Below are 25,051 nucleotides of genomic sequence, written 5' to 3'. Positions count from 1 at the left end.
AACAAGGTAAACGGTCCGCCGGAAAGGATGGCCCAATCGTGCCGATTTCGCTTGGCATCGCGATCATTACCAAGAATGCCGCCGCGCACCTGGCGGACTGCCTGGCGTCGGTGCGCGAGATCGCGGCTGACATCGTCATCGTGGATTCCGGCAGCCAGGACGCCACGCTGGAGATCGCCGAGCGCTTCGGCGCGCAGGTGTTCTCGCATCTGGATTGGCCGGGCTTCGGCATACAGAAAGCTCGGGCGGTATCGTATTTGCAGACCGACTGGATATTGTCGCTGGACGCGGATGAGGTGCTGACGCCCGAACTGGCGTCGGCCATCGTGGAAACAGTCAGCAATGGATCGGACGGTGTATACAGCCTGTCGCGGCTGTCCAATTTCTGCGGGCGCTGGATGCATCACAGCGGCTGGCGGCCGGATCATGTGCCGCGCCTGTTTCGCCGGGGCATGGCGGCGTTTTCGGACGATCTTGTGCACGAGAAGTTGTTGTTCGCGGGCGCGGCGCCGGTGCTGCGCGGCGATTTGCTGCATTACTCGTATGATGGACTGGACGATGTGCTGGACAAGCTCAATCGCTACTCCTCGGCCGGCGCGCGGCAGCGCCACGCCAAGGGCAAACGGTCGGGCGGCATGGGCGCGGTGATAGGCAAGGCCGTTTGGTCTTTCCTGCGCACCTATATTGTGCGCCGCGGCTTTCTCGACGGTCGGGAGGGCTTCGTGCTGGCGGTGGCTAATGCTGAGGGCACCTATTACCGCCAACTCAAATTGCTGTATCTGTCGGAACAATCGCCTGAAATATCGAATTGAGCGTATTGTCCGCCAGTGCGGCTTGGCGCGGACTTTTCCGTCCGACCCTTGATGAAATCGCTGCCCCCATTGCGGCAGCTGGATGCTGAGCTGGGCATTTGCCTGGCTCTTTTTATGAAAAAATGCTCAACGATACCATCGACCTTGCCTCGCTTCGCCGCGTGCTGGTGATCAAATTGCGCCATCATGGCGATGTGCTGCTGACCTCGCCCGTGTTTTCTGCGCTGCAGGCGCAGGCGCCTCATGCCGAAATCGATGCGCTGGTCTATCACGATACCCGCGAGATGCTGAGCCTGCATCCCGGCATCTGCCAGTTGCACACCATAGACCGCGGCTGGAAGAAGCTGGGGCCGCTTGGCCAACTGCGCGCGGAGTGGGGACTGCTGTCCCGGCTGCGGGCCCGCCGCTACGATCTGGTGATCACGCTGACCGAGCACAATCGGGGCGCCTGGCTGGCGCGCTGGTTGAAGCCGCGCTGGGCGGTGGGGCCGAGCGGCCCTTATGGCCGCTTCTTCAAGAAAAGCTTCAGCCACCGCTATCTGACGGTGCCGGGCAACCGCCGCCACACCATAGAAATCCATCTGGACGCCTTGCGCCGCATCGGCGTGTATCCGGCCGAAGATCAGCGCGCGCTGACCTTGGTGCCAGGCGCGAATGCGGAAGAGACGCTGCGGGCCAAGTTGGCCGAGCGCGGCCTGGCGTCGGGCGCCTATATCCTGGTGCATCCTACCTCGCGCTGGTCGTTCAAGAGCTGGACCGTGGAGAACATGGCCGAGCTGATCGACGCTTTGAGCGCGCGCGGGCAACGGGTGGTCTTGTCCGCGGCGCCGAGCGAGGAAGAACTGGCGATGGTGGCCGCCATCGAGTCACGCCTGCAATATCCCGTTGCCAGCCTGGCCGGCCAACTGAGCCTGAAGGAACTGGCGGCTGCGATAGGCGGCGCGAGGCTGTACATCGGCGTGGACTCCGTGCCCATGCACATCGCTTCGGCGATGCGCACGCCCTGCGTGGCGCTGTTCGGCCCCTCCGGCGACATCGAGTGGGGCCCTTGGCGGACGCCGCATCGGGTAGTCCGCGCGGACCTGCCCTGCCGGCCCTGCGGCAATGCCGGCTGCGGAGGCGGATGGCGCAGCGCCTGTCTGGAGACGATCAGCGTGCGCCAGGTGCTGGACGCCGTGGATGCCGTGCTGGAGGAGACCGCATGAAGCGCTTGGCCATCGTCCGTCAGAAGTATAATCCGGCCGGCGGCGCGGAGCGCATCGTCAGCGCCGTGATCCGCCAGCTGGCCGGCAGCGATTGGCTGCGACCGGTGCTGGTGAATCGGCGCTGGGAGGCGCTGGATGGCGTAGAGGCCGTTCAGGTCGATCCGTTCTATCTGGGCAGCGTGTGGCGGGACTGGAGCTTCGCCCGCGCCGCGCGCCGCGCCTGGCAGGCGCTGGGCGCGGAGCTGGTGCAGTCGCATGAGCGCATCCCTGGCTGCCATGTCTATCGCGCCGACGACGGCGTGCACGAGGCCTGGCTGGCGACGCGGGTGGAGCAGGGGGGCTGGCGCGCGCGGCTGGCCATCGCCTGCAATCCTTACCACCACTATATGCGCCGATCCGAGCAGGCCATGTACCGCCACCCGGATTTCCGCGGCGTGATCTGCATCTCCGATATGGTCAAGCAGGACGTCATGCGCTACACCGGATTGCCCGAGTCGCGCTGCTTCGTCATCCATAACGGCATAGACAGCGTTTATTTCAATCCAGAGGACGCGAGAGCGGGCCGGGCTGACATGCGAGCCGCGCTTGGCCTCGCCGCCGACGCGCCGGTGCTGGCATATGTTGGTTCCGGCTTCGCCCGCAAAGGCGTGGCGCAGGCCCTGCGCGCGCTCGTCCCGCATGCCGCGGTGCATCTGGTAGTGGTGGGAGGCGACAAGCATCAAGACCGCTACCGCCAGCTCGCAGTCGAGCTGGGCGTGGCCGACCGGGTGATTTTCGTCGGCAGCCAGAGCGATGTCCGCTCCTATTACGGCATGGCGGATGGCTTCATCCTGCCGTCCGTCTACGAGCCGTTCGGCCTGGTGGTGGCCGAGGCGATGGCCTGCGGCCTGCCGGTGCTGACCAGCACGCGCTGCGGCGCGGGCGAACTGCTGCGAAGCGGCCGAACCGGCTGGCTGGCTCGGCCGGGCGATGATGCCGCATGGCAGGCTCTGGTGGGCGATTGGCTGGCGGCGCGGCCGCGTTGGCCGGAGATGGGACGCGAGGCGAGGGACGCCGTGTTGCCTCTGACCGAGTCTGCGATGGTGGGACGAATGCTGGAAGTGTACGGCCGCTTGCTGGCCGCATGAGGAGAAGTACGTGAAGCCAGGCCGTTTTCCTGGACGTTTATTGATTTTTTCCGCCTTGTTTTGCCGTCTGCTGCTGCAACCGCTGCGCAGACAGCCCCGGCGGGAACGCGTCGGCCGCGTGCTGATCCTGCATCAGTTCTTGCTTGGCGATGCCTTGATGGCTACGAGCCTGCTCGCCAAGGCTCGGGAGCAATTTCCCCGGGCTGACATCGTATTGGCTTGTCCGCCGGGGCAGGCGCCGCTGTATGCGGACAGGCCTTACGGCATCCGCGCGCTGCCCTGGCATCCGCGTGATTTCACCTCCATCCGCAGACTGTTCGCCGAACCGCGTTTCGACATGGCCTACCTGATGGGTGAGAACCGCTTGAGCTTTTTGGCCAGAGCGTTGGGCGCGCGCTGGATTGTCGGCTTCGCCGGCGAGCGGCCAGCCTATAAGAACTGGTTGCTGGATCAGGCTGTGCCATACGCCGATGAGGCCGAGGCCTGGACCGACACCGCGCCGCGCCTGATCGAAGGCGAGCCGCCGCAGCCTTTCCGGCTGGAAGACTGGCCGCTGCCGGCTGTCGAATTGCCGCCGTTGCCGGAAGCTGGCTACGTGGTATTGCATGTGGGGGCTAGTTCGGCTACCCGCTATTGGACGGAGCAAGGCTGGTCCGAGGTGGCTGCGGCCATTCGCGGGCGCGGCTTGCGCGTATTGTGGTCATGCGGGCCGGGCGAACAGGCGTTGCTGAAGGGTTTGCCGCAGGCTGATGATCTGGTAATGGCGGGCAATCTCAATCTGGTTCAGTTGCGAGGTGTGCTAGCAAGGGCGAGCGCCTGCGTCTGTCCCGATACCGGGATCGCGCATCTGGCCAAAGTGGTGGGTACGCCTTTATTAATGCTGTTTGGACCCGGCAGCGAGACGCTGTTTGGCGGCAGCCGGTTCTTCTCTCGTTTTCCCTGCGTCGGAGCCGGCCCCGCTTGGTTTCCCTGCCGCAGCCAACAGACCGTGCATCATCGTCCTGTAGCCTGGGCCCGTCGATGCGAGCGCCGCTTCGGCCGCCAGGATGGCGCTTGCCGGCAGGCATTGTGCATGCAGGCAATCGATGCGCAGGATGTGATTCAAAAAGTTGTAGGGCTATTGAAATGAAGTTGTGGTTTGGGCTGAGGCCGCGAGATGTACTCACTCTGATGCTGAGCTTGGCATTTTTGACGCTGGCCAGCGTTCCTCATACGGTCGCATTGCGTTACGTATTACTGCTTCTTATGCTGAGCTTGGGCTTGCCCGCGCTTCGCACGCTGGACAAGCGTTTGTATCCGCCCTTGTTCGCGCTGGGGTTGTTTTTGACCTATGCCATCTTGCAGGCTTATTTCCTCTCGGGCTGGCTGGAGCGCTCTTGGTCGGAAATTCAGAGTCAGCTGCTGGTGGGCGCTCTGTGGTGCGTCGCCGGGATGCTGTTGTTTTCCCGACGTTTGCCATTATCAATCCTGGAGGCCGTCATCCTGTCAGGTGTTGCACTGTCCACGGCGGAGCTTGGGCACGCGATATATCAACATTGGCTGACGGGCTCTTGGCCCTATATGGAAACTTTTACCACCGAGACCAAACTGGAGTTGACGTTCTATCTGAACGCGGTGCTGGCTTTCCTCGCCACGGCGCTGTGTTTTGGCGGGGCTTGGCGACAGCGCTGGTTGTTGCGCCCCTCCGTATTGTTACTATGCATAGGCTTGCTGGTCCAAGTTAGTCTGTTTGCTGGGGCGCGCAATGGCATGATAGGCATGGTTTATTTGAGCCTATCCATGCTTATTGTTTATCTATTGTTTTCCAAGCATAAATTGAGTGGGCCCAAGGTGTTGCTGACGGGGCTTTCTGTGATACTTGTCGTGGGGGGGGTCGCGGGGTACTCATATAAAAAAGATCCACGCAACCAGGTTTTTGTCGTCTCGGCCAAGGCAGGATGGAATTATACAGAAAGTCAGGCATGGTTGCGGCGGGGACCCTTGCCCAAGAGGACGGATGGTGTGCAAGTGGATGGTTCTGCATATGAGCGCATCGCTTGGATTCATAGCGGTTTGGATTTGATTATTGAGCGGCCGCTGGGGTATGGATTCTCCAGAGATGCATTCTCTCGTGCACTAACTGAGGTGGGATATCCGAATGGTGTGGGTCATAGCCACAGCGGCTTTATTGATTGGGGAATAAGTCTGGGTGTGCCAGGCATTTTTCTATGGCTGTGCGTGGCAGTAGTTTTTATTCATTTTGGTTGTCGCGCTTTTGTGCAAGAAAACGAAATACTGGGCTTGGTCCTGATATTGCTGACAACAGGTTATTTGGGACGCATGTTGATCGAGAGTGTGAACAAAGATCATATGTTGCAGCTTTTTCTGTTTATGGCTGGCGCATTGATGGCTGAAATATGCACTAGAAGTGTTCAGCGTGCAGCGTCGCCAGTTCAGAAAATAGATGAATAGAGCTAAATATGCGTGAAATTTCTCTTTATGCGGGCAGGGAGTGGCTGGAGATGTTGCCGCTCAGCGATGCATTCAAACAGTTGCGCAATGATATTTGGCTGCGTAATTATGTCCATCAATCGGTAAACGGTGTGGATGCGTTTCTGACACGTTGCGCTGGATTTGACAAGGGATTAGGCCTTGTTGTCGCCTTTGAGCAGCCTTGGGCGCTGGATTGGCAATTGCAGATGGCAAGGCAAAACATTAGCGATATGCAGCTGGTCGTATTCGACAATTCCCGCAATACTGACATGAGAGCTAGGATCGCCCAAGTGTGTGCGGCGCATGACGTTCCCTATCTTGGGCTGCCGGAAAATCCTACGCGCCACGTCAATCGATCGCATGGCTTCGCCATGAACTGGGCCTACCATAATGTGGTCAAGGCGATCAAGCCAGTTTCTTTTGCCTTCATCGACCATGACATGATTCCGGTTTTACCTAGTTCTTGTTTTAAATCGCTACGCAAGCAGCCAGTTTATGGCCTGATCAATGCCAGTGATTGGGCGTGGCAGCTATGGGCAGGATATTGCGCATTTGATTATGCGCATGTGGCAGGCCGTGATTTGAATTTCCTCTATGACTTTTCCAATGGCCTGGACACCGGGGGGCGCAATTGGAAACCGGTCTACTCCCATTTGAAACGAGAGCAGCTTGCCTTTGCTAATCGAGAGTTTTGGGATGTCGTGGACCCTTATTCTGGCGGACAGGCTAGCGTGGAGATGGTGGATGACACCTGGTTCCATATCGGAAACATCAGCTATAACGATGTGTTCAAGCAAAAGGCCGAGTTGTGCCAGAATCTGGCTAAGGCTTTGGCTTCGGGGCGAGACTGGTTGAGCCTGCGAGCATCTGCCGCATAGTTTTTGGAGAGCGAGTTGAAGCAATCTTTGCAGTACAACTGGGCCATTTATCGCCGCTTGCTGGGGTATTTGCTGGGCTATTGGAAGATATTGCTGCTGTCGATGTTGTCCATGGTCGTGGCGGCTTTGACCGAGTCCGCCATTGCCTATTTGACGCAGCCCTTGATAGATGGCGGTTTTGTTAAAAAAGACCCTCATGTCATCGCCTGGGTGCCACTGGCCATCGTAGGCGTGTTTCTGATGCGCGGCGTGGCCGGCTTTGTCAATGAATATACGGCTAGCTGGCTGACTGGCCATCTGGTGCAGACGCTGCGCCAGCAGATGTTCGCCAAGCTGGTGCGGTTGCCCGCCCATTATTACGACGAGCATCAGTCTGGCCGCTTGATGTCCCGCATCACCAATGATGTCAATCAGGTGACTGAGGCAGGTTTTAATGTCATCACCGTGACGGTGCGCGACGGGGTGACCGCCCTCGGGCTGCTGGGCATGCTGTTGTATATAGACTGGCAACTGACGCTGATTTGCCTGGTGGTGCTGCCCGCCGTCAGCTATTGCATGAGGCTGGTGGGCAAGCGCTTGCGCGGCCTGGCCAAGCAGAACCAGCAGCATATGGCGCAGATGATGCAAGTGCTGGCGGAGAGCATACAGTGCCAGCGCGCGATCAAAGTCTATGGCGGCCAGGCACGCGAACTGGCACGCTTCATCTTCGCGGCGGAGGCGTTGCGGCGCAATCAGGTCAAGCAGAGCGCTGCGAGCTCGGCCAATACGGGCGTGACCCAGCTGATGATAGCCTGCGCCCTGGCAGCCATTCTGTACTTCGCCGGCATGCGCGCGCAGAACGGTGGCTTGACTGCCGGCCAGTTCATGGCTTTCATGACAGCCATGTTGGGTCTGTTCGCGCCGGTCAAGCGCATTACCAGCGTATCGCAGGCGATGCAGCGCGGCCTGGCTGCGGCTGAGTCGGTGTTCGCCTTTATCGACGAACCGGGCGAACCGGATCACGGTTCGCGCGCTGCTGGCGCGGTCCGTGGACAGCTGAGCTTCGATGCCGTCAGCTTCAGTTATCCGAATGTGGAAAGGCCGGCCTTGTCCGGCATAGACCTGGCGATCCAGCCAGGCGAAACCGTGGCGCTGGTCGGCTCGTCCGGCAGCGGCAAAACCACGCTTGCAAGCTTGGTGCCGCGCTTTTATGAGCCTGCTGCCGGCCGCCTGTTGCTGGACGGCGTGCCTTTGACCGAGATCCCGCTGGATCAGCTGCGCGCGAACATTGCTTTGGTCAGCCAGCATGTGGAGCTGTTCAACGATACCGTGGCGGCCAATATCGCTTACGGCAGGGAGGACGCATCGCGGGAGGCGATTGTGGAGGCGGCGCGCGCAGCCAACGCGCTGGAGTTCATCGAGGCTTTGCCGGATGGCCTGGATACCGAGATCGGCGAAAACGGCGCCAGGCTGTCTGGCGGCCAGCGTCAGCGGCTGGCGATCGCCCGAGCCTTGCTGAAGAATGCGCCGCTGCTGATTCTGGACGAAGCGACCTCGGCATTGGATACCCAGTCGGAACGGTTGGTGCAGGCGGCCTTGGAAAATCTGATGCGTAACCGCACGACGATCGTCATCGCCCACCGGCTATCCACTATTGAAAATGCCGATCGGATCGTGGTGATGCACCAGGGGCGCTTGGTGGAGGAGGGACGCCACGGCGAACTGTTGGCGAGCGGCGGCATGTACGCCAAGTTGCATAGCCTGCAATTCAGCGAGCTTCAGCCCCAGTAGAGGGCAGTTTGCATGAGACAAGGGCCGCGAATCGCGGCCCTTTTTCTTGCTGCAGCGTTACAGCTTGGCGAACAAGGGTTCCTGCGGCGCCAGCTCGCGGCCGTTTTCCTGAATGGTGCGCCAGACGGGCTGGCCTTGCACTTGGGCCTGCACATCGCGGGCCAGCAACACATAGGCTTCGCTGTCGCGGGCGCTGGAGTAGGCGCGCAGCAATGCGACTTTGGCATGGAGGTTGTTCGGATCATCGCGTAATGAATCTTTTAGCACGCGCACGGCTTCGCGCGTGCGGCCGTAGGCCAGGTAGACCTCCGCCTCGCCTATGGGGTCAATGCCGCGGTGCGCGGGCTTGACGTAGCGTAGGCGGCGCCAGAAGTGGCGCAGCGTATAGTAGGCAAGCATCATGGCCAAACTGCTGGCCAGCGCCGTAAAGACGTCCATTTTGTTCTCCCCCTCGTGGTACAACATCTTATGTAGTCTGTTGATTATTCTGATGGGGAAGGCGGCCCGCAATCCGTATAATTCCGTAGCCGCCGGAACAGCCTGAAAAATCAGCTGTTTGCCAGCAGAATTCTTTCCAGCAGGGATGTTTCCAGGCCAGGTTGTATCACGGCCTGGCCCAGTTCGCGCAGCAATACGAAGCGTATAGTGCCGGCTTCCACCTTTTTGTCATGCGCCATCTGCGCCAGCCATTGCTCGAGCGGCATGCGCGGCGAGCGCGTCGGCAGGCCGGCGGCTTCGATCAGACGGCGCACCCTGTCCACGGCATCCTGGCTCAGCCAGCCCAGTTCGGCTGAGGCCGCCGCGGCCAGCACCATGCCGGCGGCCACGGCCTCGCCGTGCAGCCAGGCGCCATAGCCCAGGCTAGCCTCGATGGCGTGGCCAAAGGTGTGGCCCAGGTTCAAGAGCGCGCGCACGCCGTTTTCTTTCTCGTCCTCGGCGACGATGGCGGCCTTCATTTCGCAGCTGCGTTTCACCGCGTATTGCAGGGCCGCGCTGTCGCGCGCGCGCAGCTTGGCCATATTGGCTTCCAGCCAGGCGAGGAAGCCGGCGTCGCCGAGCAGACCGTACTTGATGACTTCGGCCAAGCCGGCGGACAGCTCGCGGTCAGGCAGCGTGGCGAGCAGATCCATGTCCGCGATGACGGCCTTGGGCTGATAGAAGGCGCCTATCATGTTCTTGCCCAGCGGGTGGTTGATCGCGGTTTTGCCGCCGACCGAGGAGTCTACCTGGGCGAGCAGAGTGGTGGGGATCTGGATGAATGGCGCTCCGCGCTGGTAGCAGGCGGCGGCGAAGCCGGTCATGTCGCCGATCACGCCGCCGCCCAGGGCGAGCAGGGTGGTCTTGCGCTCGGCGTTGCCCGAGAGCAGCGCGTCGAAGATCAGGTTCAGCGTTTGCCAGTTCTTGTGCGATTCGCCGTCCGGCAGCGTCACGCTCAGGCATTGCACGCCGCGCGCTTCCAGCGCCTGCCGCAGGCGGGCGAGGTAGAGCGGGGCGACGGTTTCGTTGCTGACGATGGCGACTTTGGGAATCGGCAGGTGGGGCAGCAAGAGATCGACCTGTTCCAGCAGTCCGTGGCCAATGTGTATCGAATATCGGGTATCGGGCAGGATCAGGTCGAGTGTGATCACGAATCGGTTTCCTTGCGAGGATGGGGCGGGGTCAATAATTGGTCTACCAGGCGGGCGACCAGCAGATTGACGTTTTGTTGGGTGGTGTCGATGACGATGTCGGCGATCTCGCGGTATAGCGGATCGCGCTCATTGAACAGGCTTTCCAGCTTGCCGCGCGGATCGGCGATCTGCAGCAGCGGGCGGTTTTTGTCGTGCAGGGTGCGGGCGAGCAGATCGTCGATGGCCGCGCGCAGATAGATCACGGTGCCATGGGCGGCCAGCACGCGGCGATTTTCCTCGCGCAGCACGGCGCCGCCGCCAGTGGCCAGCACGATGTCGCGTTGCTGGGCCAGATCGCGGATCACGCAGGATTCGCGGTTGCGGAAGCGCAGCTCGCCTTCAATGTCGAAGATGGTGGCCACGCGCACGCCGGTGCGCGCTTCGATCTCCTGGTCGGAATCGTAGAACGTCTTGCCGGTGCGGCGCGCTAGCGCGCGGCCTACGGTGGTCTTGCCCGCGCCCATCAGGCCGACCAGAAAAAAATTGCCTGCCAGTTTCTCCATGGCAGGCATTGTAGCTGATAGCCGGCAGCTCTGTCTTGGCCGCGTCAGTTGCCTGTGGCGATCAGGTCGTTGATCACTTTGGGCGTGATGAAAATCAGCAATTCGCTACGCTTGTCTACTTTCTGAGTGCTGCGGAACAGCGCGCCGAGCACCGGGATATCGCCCAGCAGCGGCACCTTGTTGACCACGTCGTTCAACTGCTGCTGGTAGATGCCGCCAAGCACCACGGTGCCGCCGTTGTCGACAAGCACCTGGGTGATGATCTTCTCGGTGGACAGCGATGGCGTGCCGTTCACGGTCTGCTGGAAGTTGGCCGAATCCTTGTTGACGGTAATGTCCATTATCACGCGATTGTCCGGCGTGATCTGCGGCTTGACCTTGAGGCTGAGCACCGCCTTCTTGAACGATACCGAAGTGGCGCCGCTGGAACTGGCTTCCTGGTATGGAATTTCCTGGCCTTGTTCGATGGTGGCCTCTTCGCGGTCAGAGGTCATCACCCGAGGGCTGGAGATGATGCGGCCCTTGTCTTCGGCCTGCATCGCCTGTAGCTCCAGGCCCAGGATCACGGAGTGGCCGACGTTGTATAGCGCGGACAGCGTGCCGGATGGATTGGTGATCGGCAGGTTGACGCCGGCTGGCGTGGTTTGGATCACGTAAGGTTGGTTGGTGTTCAGGTTGGTGACGTTGTTGACGTTGACGCCCAGCGGGTTGCCGGAAATGATCCCTTTGGAATCTACCCTGTCGTAGGTGAGTTTGATGCCGAGATCGCGCTCCCAGTTGTCGGTGGCTTCGACGATGCGGGCCTCGATCAGCACCTGCTTCACCGGGATGTCGGTCTTGGCGATGATGTCGCGGATCTTGTCTATCACCGAGCCGATGTCGTTGGCGATCAGGGTGTTGGTTTTCGGGTCTATCAGCACGCTGCCGCGGTCGGAGAGGATGCTTTCCTTCTTGCCCGAGGTGTTGTCGCCGTCCAGCACTTTCTTGAAATCATCGGCCGAGCGGTAGCGCAGCACGAAGGTTTCCGAGCGCAGCGGCTCCAGCGTGGCCATTTGCTGGCGGGCCTCCTGCATTTGCTTGTCGCGGGCCAGCAATTCGTCGCGCGGGGCGATCTGGATGATGGTGCCGTTGCGGCGCTGGTCCAGGCCCTTGGTTTGCAGGATCAGGTCCAGGGCCTGGTCCCACGGCACGTCCTTGAGCCGCAGCGTGATATTGCCGCTGACCGAGTCGCTGGTGACGATATTGAGGCCGGTGAACTCCGCGATCACCTGCAGCACGGTGCGCACTTCGATGTTCTGGAAGTTCAGCGACAGCTTGTCGCCCTTGTACACGGGCTTGCTGTTGTCCGCGGCTGCCAGGTCGGCGGCGGGGCGCCTCACTTCCACCACCATCTTGCCGTCGGTTTGATAGGACGAGTAGTCCCAGTCGCCCTGTGGTTGAATCTGAATGCGGATGTTGTTGCCCAGATTGCTGGCGTCGACCTTGGCCACCGGCGTGCCGAAGTCGGTGACGTCCAGCCGGCGCACCTGCTGCCGGGGCAGGGTGGCGCCTATGATGTCCACCGCCAGATTTTTGCCGTCGCGGCGGACGTCCACCGGCGTATTGGGGCTGGGCAGGGTCAGCTCGATGCGGCCTTCGCCGTTCTTGCCGCGCCGGAAATCCAGCGCGGCGGGGTTGGCCGCGGAAGCGATTTGCGCCACCGCCTGCTGCGCCGCGCCGGCTGTCGCAGCCAACTCGACCGGGGTGGCGCCCTGGCTGGGCGACATCGAGCCGTCCAGCGTCAGCAGCAGCTTGTTGTCTTTCAGTTGGCTGCGGTAGGAGGCGAGCCGGCCCAGGTTGAGGATGAGCCGCGAGCGGCCGGGGGCCTCCACGGCGATGGCGGATTTCAACAGCGGGCTGTCCACATTGATGGACGGCTTGGCCAGCTTGACCTCGGCGCCGGCGAAGTCCAGCGCGATGCGCGGCGGGTTGGACATCGCGAAGCTATTGGGCTTTACCGCCGGACCATCGAAGGTGATCAGCACCGTTTGCAGGTCGCCGTCCACTTTGCTGGCGTCTATGGCCGTGATGGCCGGACCGGCCAAGGCGCGGACGGCCGCCAGTGTCATCGCCAGGCCGCCCAGCAGGGCGATGGATTTCTTGTTCATTTGTTCTGCCCTTGTTCTGCCAGGCGCAGGCTGCTGTCGCGCTGCACCCATTCTCCATTCAGATCTTCCACCGTTTCCGCCAGCTTCACTTCGCCTTCATCTATGGCGAGAACCTTGCCGTAATTGAGGCCGATGTAGTTGCCGGGTTGAATGCGGTAGATCGCGCCCTCCGGCGTGCGGATCAGCGCAAAGGTTTTGCCGGCGCGTTGCAGCGTGCCGACCATGGCCAGCTTGTCCAGATCGTAGTTCTCCAGCGCCTCGCGCGGACGCTTCAGGTCTGGCGCGTTGGCGGCGTTGCGGTTGCGGCCGGCTTCCAGCTTCTGCGGATTGAACGGATCCTGCAGGTCATAAGCCTGGTAGGTGAACGGCTTATAGGCCTGCACCTGCGGCAGCGGCTCGATCTGGCCGCGCAGTCCCTGGCTGTTGGAGGCTATCCAGGCCCGCAGGTCGTCGTCATTGTTGCCGCCGCAGCCGCTCAGCAACAGCGCGGGCAGGATCAGCGTCAGTATTTTCATCATCGCGGGCGCCCTTACTTCTGAGCCGGCAGGCCGGTGCGCTCGCCGGGCTCCAGCGCGCGGTAGGTGCGCGCGGTGGCGTCCATGGTCAGCCGGTTGCCGGTGGTGGCTGGCGTGAGGCTGATGTCGCTGATGGTGACGATGCGAGACAGCTGGGCCACGTCGTTGACGAAGGCGGCCAGGTCGTTATACGTGCCTGACAGGCGGATGGTGATGGGCACTTCCGCCATCTCGGCCGAGCGGATTTCCGTGCCCGGTTTGAACAGTTCGAACTGCAGGCCGCGGCCTATGCCGGCCTGATTGATTTCAGTCAGCAGGGTGTCCATGTCCGATTTGGTTGGCAGCTGTTTCAGCAGCGCGCCGAAAGAGGCGTCGATTTCCTTGAGCTGCTGTTCCAGCGCGTCGAGGTTGACGGCCTGGCGTTTCTTGTCGACAAAGGTCTGCTTCAGCAGTTGCTCCTGTTGTTTGGCCTGGTTCAACTGGTCCAGTTGATCGCCCAGCAGGAAGAAGTAGCCCAGGCCCAGCAGCACGGACAGCAGCGCGGCCAGGGCCAGACCTTGGGCCTGCCGCGGCCAGTTGGAGATATCCTTGGGGTCCAGCGTGCGTAATTCGTCCAGCGTCATGGCTTGGCTCCGGCGGGTTTGCCGCCCGCGAGTTGCGTGTTTGGCGGCGCTTGGCGCAGGCTGGCGTTCAGCGTGAAGGCGTTGACGCGCTGATTGCTGGCGGTGCTGGACGTGACCTCAACCAGCACCGGCGAGTCGAAGGTTTCCGACTGGCCAAGCTGGCGCATGAAGTTGGATACGCGGGCACCGGATTGGGCGTTGCCGGTCAGCACCACCTGATTGCCATTTTGCTTGAATGATTTCAGATAGACGCCGTCCGGTGTTTGCCGAACCAGCTGATCGAACAGGTGCACCGCGCCGTTGCGGCCTTCTTGCAGCCGCTCCACCAGCTGCTTGCGCGCCAACAGGTCGTCGCGCTGCTTTTTCAGCTTGCCGATATTCTTGATCTGGCCGTCCAGCTTGGAGATTTCGCCCTGCAGGAATTGGTTGCGTTGCTGCTGCTCAGACAATTGATGTCCCATCAGAAGGTAGGCGGCGCCCAGCAGCAGCAGCGCGCCGGCGCAGGTGGCGCCGGCGAATAATTGGAAACGCAGCCGATGCGCCGCTTTTTTCTGTTCGCGGTGGGGAAGGAGATTGATCCGTATCATTCAGTCGAACCTCCTGAGCGCCAATCCGCAGGCAATCAGCAGCGACGGTGCGTCCATCAACAATTCCTTCAGCCGGATGGAGCCGGACTGTACCATGGTGGTGAAAGGGTTGGCGATCATCGTGCTGATCTGGGTGCGGCCGGCCACCGCGTCGTCCAGGCCCGGCAGCATGCTGCAGCCGCCGGCCAGCAGGATGTAGTCCACGCGAAGGTATTGCGACACGCTGACCGTGGTGTAGAAGAATTGCAGCGCGCGCTGGACTTCCTGGGCCAGCGAATCGATGAAGGGATGCATCAGTTCGGACTCGTAGCCGTCCGGCAGCGCCATGCTGCGCTTGCTGGCCTCGGCCTCCTCGAAGCTGATATTGTAGCGGCGCTGGATGTCGCGCGTCAGTTGATGGCCGCCGAACATCTGCTCGCGATAGTAGATCTGCTGGCCATTGCGGATGATGTTGCAGTGGATGCGGGTGGCGCCGATATCGAACAGGGCGAAGGTCTGGTTCATGCCGTGGTCCGGCAGCTGCTGCTGGATCTGCTCGAAGGCAGTCATCATGGCGAAGGACTCCACGTCCACCACCTGGGCGCGTAGGCCTGCCATTTCCACCACGGCCACGCGTTCCTCCACCTTCTCCTTGCGCGCCGCGCACAGCAGCACTTCCAGATCGTCTATGCTGGAGGCCGACGGCCCCAGCACCTGGTAGTCCAGATTGACTTCCTCCAGCGGGAAGGGGATGCTCTGATGGGCCTCGTTTTCGATGATTTCGTCGAGATCCACGGTCTGGCTGACCGGCACCAGCAACTTTTTATAAATGGCCATGGTGGTCGGGATGGATAGGGCCACGTTGCGGATCGGGCTGCCCAGCCGTTTCCAGGCGCGGCGTATCGCTTCGGCGATGCCTTCGATATCCACGAGGTTGCCGTCGTTGACGGCGTCCTTGGGCAGCGATTCGATCACGTAGCGCTCCACCTGGCAGTTTTTGCCATTGCGCGACAGCTCGACCAGCTTGACGGCGGTGCTGCTGATGTCCAGGCCCAGCATGGGCGAATTATGGGCTTTCCCCAAACCCAGGTGTTCGAGCCAAGGCAGCCCGAACTGCAATTTTTCCAATAACATCTTCGCCTCGATCCGCTCTGCCGCAACAGTTTTTCGAACTGTTGCCGCTATTGTTTGTCTTGTTGGCATTCACAAGACGTTATAATCCGCTTTCCAATGAAAGCCCATCGTAAATATGCTCAGACGATTTCTTGCAATCATGGCGGGTGCGTTTCTAGGTGGTGTGGTATTGCTGGCGGGCGCGCTAGCCATTGCCGTCATCATAACCTACCCTCGCTTGCAAAGCCTTGATGTCATCACGGATTACCGTCCGAAAATCCCCTTGCGCGTTTATTCCGCCGATAACCAGGTGCTGGGCGAATTCGGCGAGGAGCGCCGTTCCTTCCTGCGCATTCACGAAGTGCCGCAGCTGATGAAGCAAGCGGTGCTGGCCGCGGAAGACGAGCGATTCTACCAGCACAGCGGCATCGATTACCTCGGCATCCTGCGCGCCGCGGTCGGCAATCTGGTATCCGGCCACACCCGTTCCGGCGCCAGCACCATCACCATGCAGGTGGCGCGCAACTTCTTCCTGTCCAGCGAGAAAACTTTCACGCGCAAGTTCAACGAAGCGCTGCTGGCTTTCAAGATCGAGCACACGCTGAGCAAGGACCAGATTCTCGAACTGTATTTCAACCAGATTTATCTGGGCCAGCGCGCCTATGGTTTCGGCGCGGCGGCGCAGGCCTATTACGGCAAGTCGGTGAGCGAACTCAGCGTCGCCCAGATGGCGATGTTGGCGGGTCTGCCCAAGGCGCCCTCCGCCTACAATCCAGTGGTCAACCCCGAGCGCGCCAAGCTGCGTCAGCAGTATGTGCTGCGCCGCATGCGCGAGCTGAACTTCATCACCGAGGCGCAGTACCAAGAAGCGCTGGCCGAGCCGCTGCGCCTAGCCACCCAGGCCGCGGATACCAGCCAGCCCGGCCAGTATGTTGCGGAAATGGTACGTCAGGCAATGTACGAACGTTACAAGGAGGCGGCCTACACCGAAGGCTTCAAGGTGTACACCACCATAGACAGCCGTCACCAGCAGTGGGCTTACGACGCGCTGCGGGCGGGCCTGGTGGACTATGACCGCAAGACCGGCTACCGCGGTCCGGAACGCTATCTGGACCTGCCTTCCGGCAATGGCGAGGACGCGATCGAGGCGCTGGATGAGGCCATGGGCGAGCTGCGCGACAGCGGCAACATGCTGCCGGCCATCGTGCTGTCCGCCGAGCCGGGCGAGGTGCAGGCCTATATGCGCGGCGGCAAGACGGCGGCGATCAAGGGGCCGGGGCTGGATTTCGCGCGCCGCGCGCTGAGCGGCAAGGCCGCGCAGCCGCTGCAGATCCGCCGCGGCGCGGTGATTCGCGTCCAGGCTAATCCCAAAGGTTATTGGGAAATCGTGCAGATGCCCGAAGTGGAAGGCGCTTTTGTGTCGCTGGACACCCGCACCGGCGCCATCAAATCGCTGGTGGGCGGCTTCGATTTCAACCGCCGCAGCTTCAACCACGTGACCCAGGCCTGGCGCCAGCCCGGCTCCTCGTTCAAGCCCTTCATTTACTCGGCCGGCATCGAGCGCGGCATCACGCCGTCCACCATGATCAACGACGCGCCGCTGTCGGTGCCCGGCGTCAACGGCCAGATGTGGGAGCCTAAGAACGACGACGGCAAATTCTCCGGCCTGATCACGCTGCGCCAGGGGCTGACTCGTTCCAAGAACCTGGTGTCGGTGCGCGTGCTGATGGCCATAGGCACCGATTACGCCCAGCAATACATCCAGCGTTTCGGCTTCTCGGCCAAGCAGCATCCCGCCTACCTGCCAATGGCGCTGGGCGCCGGCTCGGTGACGCCGCTGCAGATGGCGGAGGGCTACTCGGTATTCGCCAATGGCGGCTATCGGACCAAGGGCTACTTCATAGATCGCATCGAAGACCCGTCCGGCCGCGTACTGGCCAAGACCGTGCCCACGGTGGCGGGCCAAAACGCGCAACAGGCCATTGATCCGCGCAATGCCTTCATCCTGCGCTCCATGATGGGGGATGTGGTGCGCTACGGCACCGGCTTCCGCGCCATGAGCCTGGGCCGCAGCGACCTGTCCGGCAAGACTGGCACCACCTCGGACTGGAAGGATGCCTGGTTCGTCGGCTACAACCCGAATCTGGTGGCGGCTACCTGGGTGGGCTTCGACCAGCCGCGCTCGCTGGGCCGCTACGGTTACGGCGGCACTGCCGCGCTGCCCATCTGGATCAATTACATGGGCAACGCGCTCAAGGGACAGCCGGAAGTGGACCTGCCGATGCCGCAGGGCATGGTGGTGAAACCGGGCGCCGGCCAGCGCGGCGGCGACGAGTATTATTACGAGGAATTCCAGAAGACCAATCCGGAGCTGCATATCGACAACAGCGGCAGCGTGCCGGGCGGCGGAGACGACTCCAGCGCGCCGGCGGACGACAGCGCCAAGCCGGCGGCGCAGGATGCCGTGGAAAACGTCAAAGACCAGCTGTTCTGATCGGGCCTTAGGCCTCACCCAGCCCCGGCGGCGAAAGCTCCGGGGCTTTGTCATGGATTTCGTCCCAAGGCGGGCTTATGGCCAGCTTGGCCGCGCGGTAGGCGCGCGGTTATAGTCTGGCTTCTTGAAGCTTGTTGCGGCGGCGTCGCCAAGCCAGTGAAAGGAGAGAGGATGCCTTACTTCAAACTGACCATCGTCGCGGTGTTCATCCTGTCCACCGCCTATGTCCATTTGCGCGGCCGGGTGCGGCTGGGCTTCTGGCGCCAGTTGAGCGACCACTCCACCATCATGGCGCCGATCAACTGCTTCATGTACCTGTTCTCCAAGGTGCCGCCCAAGCCATACCTGCCGCTGGAGCGCTTCCCGGAACTGCAGGCGCTGACCGCCAACTGGGAGAGAATCCGCGAGGAGGCGGCGGCCTTGTACGACCGCGGCAACATCAAGGCCTCGGACAAGTATGACGACCTGGGCTTCAACTCTTTCTTCAAGACTGGCTGGAAGCGTTTCTACCTGAAGTGGTACGGCCAGGACCATGCTTCGGCGCAGGCGTTGTGCCCCTACACCACTCAGTTGCTGAAGCAGTTCCCCCATATCAAGGCGGCGATGTTCACCGCGCTGCCGCCGGGCAGCCGGCTGGTGCGCCACCGCGATCCATTCGCCGGTTCGGTGCGTTATCACCTGGGCCTGATTACGCCCAACGATGAAGGCTGCTACATTGATGTGGATGGCGAGAAGTACAGCTGGCGCGACGGCGAGGCGGTGATTTTCGACGAAACCTATCTGCACTACGCCGAAAACACCACGGACCAGAACCGCATCATCCTGTTCTGCGATATCGAGCGGCCGATGTGGTTCGCCCCGGCTCGCTGGATCAACCGCATCGTCAGCCGCGTACTGGTGGGGGCGGCTAATTCGCCGAACCAGGAGGGAGACCGCACCGGCGGCTTGAACCGCGCCTTCCGCTATATCCAGCAAGTGCGTCTGTTCGGCAAGAAGATCAAGGCGCAGAGCCGCTTCACTTACTACTTGCTGAAATGGCTGTTGCTGGGCGGCCCCATCGTGCTGTGGCTGTTTTGGGGCGCGTGGCGCTGAGCGGGTTTACGCCAGCGCGCCGGGCAGGGCGTCAATGATGAAGTCCGCCAGCGCGCACACCCTGGGCGCGCGGCGCACATCCGGGTGCATCAGCAGGTAAAGCGTTTTGTCCGGAGGCGGCGCGGTTGCACAAACCCTCCCCCACCGCGGCTTGGTAAGATAGTGGCATGACCAAGCCCGCTCCAAAACGCTACCGAACGACCAACTGGAATGCCTACAATCGCGCCCTGATCCAACGCGGCTCTCTGTCCGTCTGGCTGGACACGAGCATGTCATGGCAGGCGACTCCACGGGGCAAGCGCGGACGGACACAGACCTATAGCGATGTGGCTATTCAGTTCTGTCTCACCATCAAGAACCTGTTTGGACTGCCTTTGCGGTAGACCATCGGTTTCATCCAAAGCCTGCTCAAGTTGGCGGGCTTGGGCTGGCGCGTCCCCGACTACAGCACGCTGTCCAGGCGACAGCAGTCGCTGCAGGTCCAAATTCCCTATCAGAAAAGTTCAGGCGCGCTGCATCTGCTGGTGGATAGCACAGGCATCAAGATGCTGGGCGAAGGCGAGTGGGCTGCGTGCGAATCTTTAGATTCGTTCAGCGATAACCAAGAAACATGGCGCGGAATATCGCCGGCAATGGCGCAAGGTGCATCTGGGCATCGATGCGGAAACCCGCAAATTCGCGTCATTGAGGTGACCGACAACCGCCAGGGCGATGCGCAAATGCTGCCTTCGCTATTGGCGAAAATTCCGGCCGATGAGCCGATAGCCTGCGTGAGTGGGGATGGCGCTTTTGATACCAAGGCGTGCCATGAGGCGATTGCCGCACGGGGCGCGATCGGGTGCATTCCGACACGCAAGAATGCGAAACCATGGAAAGGAAACTCGCTGGGTGTGCTGGCTCGGAACGAGATTCTGCGGGCGACCAAGCGACTAGGCAGGGCGATCTGGAAACGTTGGAGCGGCTACCATCGCCGCAGCCTGGTGGAAACCAAGATGCATTCTGGAATCATTCAAAGGGCAGCGACACCTCCCACGCGTGTCGCGCCAGCGGGGTGGCGTTGGCCAAACCCGGGGAACCGGGCCGGATCAGATTCCCATCATGGTGATGCGGGACCGAGAGGGGCATACGGCGGACTTCAAGCTGAAGAGGCTCAATGGCGCTCATGTGGCAGCGGCTTTAGCCACCCTTGGTGGATAGCGATGCCATCCAGTGTTCGGACGGTGCTGCCGTGTACTCGACCTTTGCCAAGCAACATGGCATCACCCATCAAGTCGTGCATGCCAAGGCGGGACAGCGGGTACGCGAGGGGGCGTTCCATATTCAGCATGTGAATGCCTACCATAGCCGCTTGAAACTTTGGATGGCGCGATTCCACGGGGTTGCCACCAAATACCTTGAGCACTATCTGGGGTGGCGACGGATGCTGGAGCGCTATCAGCAAACCATTCAGCCTTGCCACTGCTTGCAGGAGGCGGTGGGGCGTCCCTTGCAACACATTATTGGGACATAGCCTAAAAAAACCGCAAAGCCTTATTTGGCGCGGGTTTTTGGACTTTCTCGGACTGCTTTGGAAGTGTGGGTGGTGCCCCCGACAGGAATCGAACCTGTAACTGCCCCTTAGGAGGGGGCCGTTATATCCATTTAACTACGGAGACACTTTGAGAAACTGGGGCGCTTAGGCGCTGCGGTCCACCGACAGGCGGGCCAGCTCTATCAGGGCCTGGCGGGTTTCCGATTCGGGAATGTTCTGCAAGGAGGCAATGGCCTGTTCGGCCATTTTCACGGCTTCATTCTTGGCATATTCCAGCGCGCCGCAGGATTGTACCGCATTCAAAACGTCGTGGAAACGGTCGCGGTTGGCGTGTTCCAGCGCGTCGCGCACCAGCGTGGCCGCCTCTGGGCTGCCATTGCGCATGGTATAGATCAGCGGCAGCGTCGGTTTGCCCTCGGCCAGGTCGTCGCCCAGGCTCTTGCCTATGGTTTCGGCGTCGCCGCTGTAGTCCAGCACGTCGTCGATGATCTGGAAGGCGGTGCCCAGGTACATGCCGTAGTCGGCCATGGCCTTGACCTGTTCCGGCGCGGCGCCGGAGATCAGCGCGCCCACGCGGGCGGCGGCTTCAAACAGCTTGGCCGTCTTGTACTGGATCACCTTGAGGTAATCGTCCTCGCTGACGTCGGTGTTGCCGATGTTCAGGAGTTGCAGCACTTCGCCTTCGGCGATGATGTTGGTGGCTTCGGCCATCACTTCCAGGATGTCCATGCTGCGCGTGGTGACCATCATCTGGAAGGCGCGGGTGTAGAGGAAGTCGCCCACCAGGACGCTGGCGGCGTTGCCGAACAGCGCGTTGGCGGTTTTGCGGCCGCGGCGCAGGTCGGACTCGTCCACCACGTCGTCGTGCAGCAGGGTGGCGGTGTGGATGAACTCTATCATCGCGGCGAGCTCAAACAGGTGCTCGCCCTGGTAGCCCAGCGCGCGGCCCGACAGCAGGGTCAGCACCGGGCGCAAGCGCTTGCCGCCGGCGCTAATGATGTATTCCGCCACTTGGCGGATCAGTACGACGTCGGAGTGCAGGCGGTCGCGAATGACGCGGTCTACCGTCTGCATGTCATCTGCTATCAGGGTTCGGAAAAGCGGGGTGGACACGTTTTCAACCAGTTTAATCGTTGCGATGGGTACGCCAAAGAGCCGAATCTTACCAGAAAAGCCGCCACAGCCGCCATGCCGCTGTGACTGCGGCATAAGTCGATGAAATCATTGACATGTTGTTGTGGGCTCGGTATAGTCTCTGGCTCCCTTGCGTATTAGCGAGGGATTCATTTATCAGGAGCTCATGCGAATGTATGCGGTCATAAAAACCGGCGGCAAGCAGTACAAGGTTGCCATCGGTGAAAAACTCAAAGTAGAACAGATACCTGCAGACGTCGACAGCCAGATCGTACTTGAAGAAGTGCTGATGATTGCTGACGGTGAACAGGTTGTGGTTGGCGCGCCGATGATTGCTGGCGCCACTGTTAAGGCTACCGTTGTTTCCCACGGTCGTGGCGACAAGATCCGCATCTTCAAGATGCGTCGTCGTAAGCACTACCAGAAACACCAGGGTCATCGTCAGAACTACACCGAAATCCGCATCGACGCGATTTCGAAGTAAGGATAAACAGTCATGGCACACAAAAAAGCAGGCGGTAGCTCCCGCAACGGTCGTGACTCCGAAGCCAAACGCTTGGGCGTTAAGGTTTACGGCAGCGAACTGATTCCGGCTGGTTCCATCATCGTGCGTCAGCGCGGCACCCGCTTCCACGCTGGTGAAAACGTTGGTCAGGGCAAGGATCACACCTTGTTCGCCAAGGTTGATGGCTACGTTGAATTCACCGTTAAGGGCGCGCAACAGCGCAAGACCGTTAACGTGATTCCGTACACCGGTGTTGACGGCGAATAATTCGCTTTCCAGCATCCGAGAAAGCCCTATCCTTCGATAGGGCTTTTTTCATACCGAGGGGCAAGGCGTGAGGGCTGGCATGGCCAACCCTGACGCCTGACTCCTCGCAAGACAGAGGTAAAGTGCAATGAAGTTCATCGATGAAGCTCGGATCGAAGTGATGGCTGGGCGCGGCGGCAACGGCGTGGCCAGCTTCCGCCGCGAAAAATTCGTGCCTTTCGGCGGCCCGGACGGCGGCGACGGCGGCAAGGGCGGCAGCGTGTTCGCGGTGGCAGACGAGAACGTCAATACGCTGGTTGAGTACCGTTTCGTCAAGAAGTACCTGGCGCAGCATGGCGAGCGCGGCCGCGGCGCGGACTGCTACGGCAAGGGCGGCGACGACATCGAGCTGAAGATGCCGGTAGGCACCGTGATCCATGACGCCGACACCGGCGAGGTGGTGGCGGACCTGACTCACCACGGCCAGCGCATCATGATCGCCAAGGGCGGCAAGGGCGGCCTGGGCAACATCCACTTCAAGTCGTCCACCAACCGCGCGCCGCGCCAGTGCACGCCGGGCGAGCAGGGCGATCAGCGCACGCTGCGCCTGGAGCTGAAGGTGCTGGCGGACGTGGGCTTGCTCGGCATGCCCAATGCCGGTAAGTCCACCTTCATCCGCGCGGTGTCTGCCGCGCGTCCCAAGGTGGCGGACTATCCCTTCACCACGTTGCACCCCAATCTGGGTGTGGTGCGCATGGACGACACCCGCAGCTTCGTTGTCGCCGACATTCCGGGCCTGATCGAAGGCGCGGCCGAAGGCGCCGGCCTGGGCCATCGCTTCCTCAAGCACTTGCAGCGCACTGGCTTGCTGCTGCATGTGGTGGACATCGCCCCGTTCGACGCGGACGTGGATCCGGTGCGCGAGGCGCGCGCCATCGTCGAAGAGCTGAAGAAGTACGACGAGGAGCTGTACAGCAAGCCGCGCTGGCTGGTGTTGAACAAGGTGGACATGCTGCCGGAGGATGAGCGGGAACTGACCGTATCGGCCTTCCTGAACGCTTACGGCTGGCCGCAGGCGCAGCCGGACGATTCCTTCGGCTTCGACGTCAAGGCGCCGCGCGTGTTCAGCATTTCCGCGCTGAACCATGAAGGCACCCGCGAACTGACCTTCGCCATCATGTCCTATCTGGATGTGGTGCGGGCCGAGGCGCGCAAGGAGGCCGAGGCTTTGCAGCAACAGGCGGCGGCGGCCAAGCAGAAGCTGATCGCGCCGGAAGCGCCGGCGGCGAGCGCGGACGATAAGTAACGATACTGTCATCTTCATGTGGTAAATGGCGGGCTGGAGGCATATCCAGCCCGTTTTTTTATTCAAGTTGGGCAAAATTCATGGATTTGGCCGATTTTCGCTCATTTTTGTCGCAATCTTGTACACCAATCCCGATCAAGGTCGTTACTCCTCAGGTGGTTGGATTGGATGTTGTATTTTGTCCTCAGGCAAAAAAGCCAAACGGACTGCAATTGGCAACGCTGACGTGGCATGGAATCTGCTAACCGTAGCGTCATATGGCGCGGAAATGATCGTGGCATGGCGAGAAAAACCAGCTTGCTAGACAAATTGCTCTAACCATATAACATGGGTTCAGCCAGCCCTCAGCGGGCGCGGCCGAAATCATGGGCAGTTTGCAGTTCCGTTCCGGGCGCGGGGGCGCCTGGGTGACAAATGACTGGCGCTTGCGCCGGACAATGAAACAAGAGTTCGCATTGCTTTGATGAGGAGAATCACATGAAGAAGGCACTTGCTGCGCTGGCCGTGGGCCTGATGGCCGCATCCGTGGGCGCTTACGCCAAGGATTGGAAGGAAGTACGTTTCGGCGTGGACGCCAGTTACGCGCCGTTTGAATACAAGGCGCCGAATGGCCAGGTGGTGGGTTTCGACATCGACCTGGGCAACGAGATTTGCAAACGCATGAAGGCCAAGTGTGTTTGGGTGGAAAACGACTTTGACGGCATGATCCCGGCCTTGAAGGCCAAGAAGTTCGACGGCGTGCTGTCGTCCATGTCCATGACCGAAGCGCGGATGAAGGAAATCGCCTTCTCCGCCAAGCTGTTCAACACGCCGACCCGCATGGTGGCCAAGGCGGGTTCCGGCCTGATGCCGACTCCGGCTTCGCTGAAGGGCAAGCGCGTGGGCGTGGAGCAGGGCACCATCCAGGAGTCCTACGCCAAGAAGCACTGGGCGCCGGCCGGCGTGGAAGTGGTTCCGTACCAGAACCAGACCCTGGTGCTGGCCGACCTGACCGCGGGCCGCCTGGACGCCTCGCTGCAGGATGCGGTGCAGGCCGACATGGGCTTCCTGAAGAAGCCTGAAGGCAAGGGCTTCGCCTTCGCCGGCAAGGACCTGGTGGATCCGCAAACCCTGGGCGAAGGCGCCGGCATCGGCCTGCGCAAGGACGACGCCGATCTGAAGGCCGCCATCGACAAGGCGATCGCCGGCATGCTGAAAGACGGCACCTACAAGAAGATCGAGAAAAAATACTTCTCCTTCGACGTGTACGGCGGCTGATGCCGCCAGCGGGCGGGCGGCGCTGCTGCCCGTCTACAGTCGTGACGCGCCCCGCTTCGCCGGGGCGCAGTGATCTGGAGGGCCG

At 61.2% G+C, this 25,051-nt stretch carries 22 protein-coding genes, 1 tRNA gene and 2 pseudogenes; 15 read left to right on the top strand and 10 right to left on the bottom strand.

Going from position 1 to position 25,051, the window contains the following annotated elements; translation table 11 throughout:
* Window positions 1-38 precede the first annotated feature (38 nt).
* The 7 genes from C2I19_RS17295 to msbA all read left to right on the top strand — a co-directional run bounded on the left by C2I19_RS17295 (window position 39) and on the right by msbA (window position 8,264).
* Complete coding sequence (locus C2I19_RS17295) at window positions 39-812, top strand: glycosyltransferase family 2 protein (RefSeq protein ID WP_233201253.1); 774 nt, start codon at window positions 39-41, stop codon at window positions 810-812.
* Between the two features lie 122 nt (window positions 813-934).
* Window positions 935-2,017: a putative lipopolysaccharide heptosyltransferase III gene (rfaQ, locus tag C2I19_RS17290; RefSeq protein ID WP_103903893.1), complete on the top strand. Its 1,083-nt coding sequence runs from the start codon at window positions 935-937 to the stop codon at window positions 2,015-2,017.
* Window positions 2,014-3,144, top strand: coding sequence for a glycosyltransferase family 4 protein (locus tag C2I19_RS17285; RefSeq protein WP_103903892.1), 1,131 nt, complete (start codon window positions 2,014-2,016; stop codon window positions 3,142-3,144). The genes rfaQ and C2I19_RS17285 overlap by 4 nt, the downstream gene beginning before the upstream one ends.
* Before the next feature lie 10 nt (window positions 3,145-3,154).
* Complete coding sequence (locus tag C2I19_RS17280) at window positions 3,155-4,273, top strand: glycosyltransferase family 9 protein (RefSeq protein ID WP_103903891.1); 1,119 nt, start codon at window positions 3,155-3,157, stop codon at window positions 4,271-4,273.
* Window positions 4,270-5,595: an O-antigen ligase family protein gene (locus C2I19_RS17275; RefSeq protein WP_158253749.1), complete on the top strand. Its 1,326-nt coding sequence runs from the start codon at window positions 4,270-4,272 to the stop codon at window positions 5,593-5,595. The genes C2I19_RS17280 and C2I19_RS17275 overlap by 4 nt, the downstream gene beginning before the upstream one ends.
* Window positions 5,596-5,603: 8 nt before the next feature.
* The gene (locus C2I19_RS17270) at window positions 5,604-6,494 is read left to right on the top strand and encodes a hypothetical protein (protein WP_103903889.1); all 891 of its coding nucleotides are present in this window, start codon (window positions 5,604-5,606) and stop codon (window positions 6,492-6,494) included.
* Between the two features lie 15 nt (window positions 6,495-6,509).
* Window positions 6,510-8,264, top strand: a complete 1,755-nt coding sequence (gene msbA, locus C2I19_RS17265) for a lipid A export permease/ATP-binding protein MsbA (RefSeq protein WP_199181246.1) — start codon at window positions 6,510-6,512, stop codon at window positions 8,262-8,264.
* 57 nt (window positions 8,265-8,321) lie between these two features.
* Here msbA and C2I19_RS17260 read toward each other — a convergent pair whose 3' ends face one another.
* The 8 genes from C2I19_RS17260 to C2I19_RS17225 all read right to left on the bottom strand — a co-directional run bounded on the left by C2I19_RS17260 (window position 8,322) and on the right by C2I19_RS17225 (window position 15,422).
* The gene (locus C2I19_RS17260) at window positions 8,322-8,702 is read right to left on the bottom strand and encodes a type IV pilus assembly protein FimV (RefSeq protein WP_233201252.1); all 381 of its coding nucleotides are present in this window, start codon (window positions 8,700-8,702) and stop codon (window positions 8,322-8,324) included.
* Window positions 8,703-8,812: 110 nt separating this feature from the next.
* A complete protein-coding gene (gene aroB, locus C2I19_RS17255; RefSeq protein ID WP_103903887.1) occupies window positions 8,813-9,892 on the bottom strand; it encodes a 3-dehydroquinate synthase in 1,080 nt (359 codons plus the stop codon).
* Entirely contained in the window at window positions 9,889-10,446 is a 558-nt protein-coding gene (gene aroK / locus C2I19_RS17250) for a shikimate kinase AroK (RefSeq protein ID WP_103903886.1), read from the bottom strand. Before aroK ends, aroB begins: the two co-directional genes overlap by 4 nt.
* 35 nt (window positions 10,447-10,481) lie before the next feature.
* Window positions 10,482-12,584, bottom strand: coding sequence for a type IV pilus secretin PilQ (locus tag C2I19_RS17245; protein WP_103903885.1), 2,103 nt, complete (start codon window positions 12,582-12,584; stop codon window positions 10,482-10,484).
* Window positions 12,581-13,102, bottom strand: a complete 522-nt coding sequence (locus C2I19_RS17240) for a pilus assembly protein PilP (protein ID WP_233201251.1) — start codon at window positions 13,100-13,102, stop codon at window positions 12,581-12,583. The genes C2I19_RS17245 and C2I19_RS17240 overlap by 4 nt, the downstream gene beginning before the upstream one ends.
* A gap of 11 nt (window positions 13,103-13,113) precedes the next feature.
* Window positions 13,114-13,722, bottom strand: coding sequence for a type IV pilus inner membrane component PilO (locus C2I19_RS17235; RefSeq protein ID WP_103903884.1), 609 nt, complete (start codon window positions 13,720-13,722; stop codon window positions 13,114-13,116).
* Window positions 13,719-14,309, bottom strand: coding sequence for a PilN domain-containing protein (locus C2I19_RS17230; protein ID WP_103903883.1), 591 nt, complete (start codon window positions 14,307-14,309; stop codon window positions 13,719-13,721). The genes C2I19_RS17235 and C2I19_RS17230 overlap by 4 nt, the downstream gene beginning before the upstream one ends.
* Window positions 14,310-15,422 carry a pilus assembly protein PilM gene (locus tag C2I19_RS17225; RefSeq protein ID WP_103903882.1) on the bottom strand — a complete coding sequence of 371 codons (1,113 nt, stop codon included), beginning with the start codon at window positions 15,420-15,422 and terminating at the stop codon, window positions 14,310-14,312.
* A gap of 115 nt (window positions 15,423-15,537) precedes the next feature.
* Between C2I19_RS17225 and C2I19_RS17220 the strand changes: the two genes are divergently transcribed.
* The 4 genes and pseudogenes from C2I19_RS17220 to C2I19_RS22570 all read left to right on the top strand — a co-directional run.
* Window positions 15,538-17,895, top strand: a complete 2,358-nt coding sequence (locus C2I19_RS17220) for a penicillin-binding protein 1A (protein WP_103903881.1) — start codon at window positions 15,538-15,540, stop codon at window positions 17,893-17,895.
* Between the two features lie 171 nt (window positions 17,896-18,066).
* Window positions 18,067-18,987 (top strand): lipid A hydroxylase LpxO, encoded by a 921-nt coding sequence (gene lpxO / locus C2I19_RS17215; RefSeq protein ID WP_103903880.1) that lies wholly within the window; start codon window positions 18,067-18,069, stop codon window positions 18,985-18,987.
* A 167-nt stretch (window positions 18,988-19,154) separates the two neighbouring features.
* Window positions 19,155-19,973, top strand: a pseudogene (locus tag C2I19_RS17210) (IS5 family transposase); the annotation flags it as partial.
* A gap of 13 nt (window positions 19,974-19,986) precedes the next feature.
* Window positions 19,987-20,497: pseudogene (locus C2I19_RS22570) on the top strand (IS1595 family transposase); the annotation flags it as partial.
* A 70-nt stretch (window positions 20,498-20,567) separates the two neighbouring features.
* Here the strand turns inward: C2I19_RS22570 and C2I19_RS17200 are convergent.
* Window positions 20,568-20,642: transfer RNA gene (locus C2I19_RS17200), tRNA-Arg, on the bottom strand.
* A 20-nt stretch (window positions 20,643-20,662) separates the two neighbouring features.
* A complete protein-coding gene (gene ispB / locus C2I19_RS17195; protein WP_103903918.1) occupies window positions 20,663-21,643 on the bottom strand; it encodes an octaprenyl diphosphate synthase in 981 nt (326 codons plus the stop codon).
* 181 nt (window positions 21,644-21,824) lie between these two features.
* On the opposite strand from ispB, the gene rplU reads away from it, so the two are divergent.
* From rplU to C2I19_RS17175, 4 genes are all read left to right on the top strand, one after another.
* Window positions 21,825-22,136: a 50S ribosomal protein L21 gene (rplU, locus tag C2I19_RS17190; RefSeq protein ID WP_021476842.1), complete on the top strand. Its 312-nt coding sequence runs from the start codon at window positions 21,825-21,827 to the stop codon at window positions 22,134-22,136.
* Window positions 22,137-22,148: 12 nt separating this feature from the next.
* Window positions 22,149-22,424: a 50S ribosomal protein L27 gene (gene rpmA, locus C2I19_RS17185; RefSeq protein ID WP_021476841.1), complete on the top strand. Its 276-nt coding sequence runs from the start codon at window positions 22,149-22,151 to the stop codon at window positions 22,422-22,424.
* A gap of 127 nt (window positions 22,425-22,551) precedes the next feature.
* The gene (gene obgE / locus C2I19_RS17180; protein WP_103903878.1) at window positions 22,552-23,709 is read left to right on the top strand and encodes a GTPase ObgE; all 1,158 of its coding nucleotides are present in this window, start codon (window positions 22,552-22,554) and stop codon (window positions 23,707-23,709) included.
* A 477-nt stretch (window positions 23,710-24,186) separates the two neighbouring features.
* Window positions 24,187-24,966: an ABC transporter substrate-binding protein gene (locus tag C2I19_RS17175; protein ID WP_103903877.1), complete on the top strand. Its 780-nt coding sequence runs from the start codon at window positions 24,187-24,189 to the stop codon at window positions 24,964-24,966.
* Window positions 24,967-25,051 lie beyond the last annotated feature (85 nt).

Origin of the sequence: Chromobacterium alticapitis (genome assembly GCF_002924365.1) — a bacterium.
GTDB classification, from domain to species: Bacteria; Pseudomonadota; Gammaproteobacteria; order Burkholderiales; family Chromobacteriaceae; genus Chromobacterium; species Chromobacterium alticapitis.
This window is presented reverse-complemented; position numbering and strand designations above follow the sequence as displayed.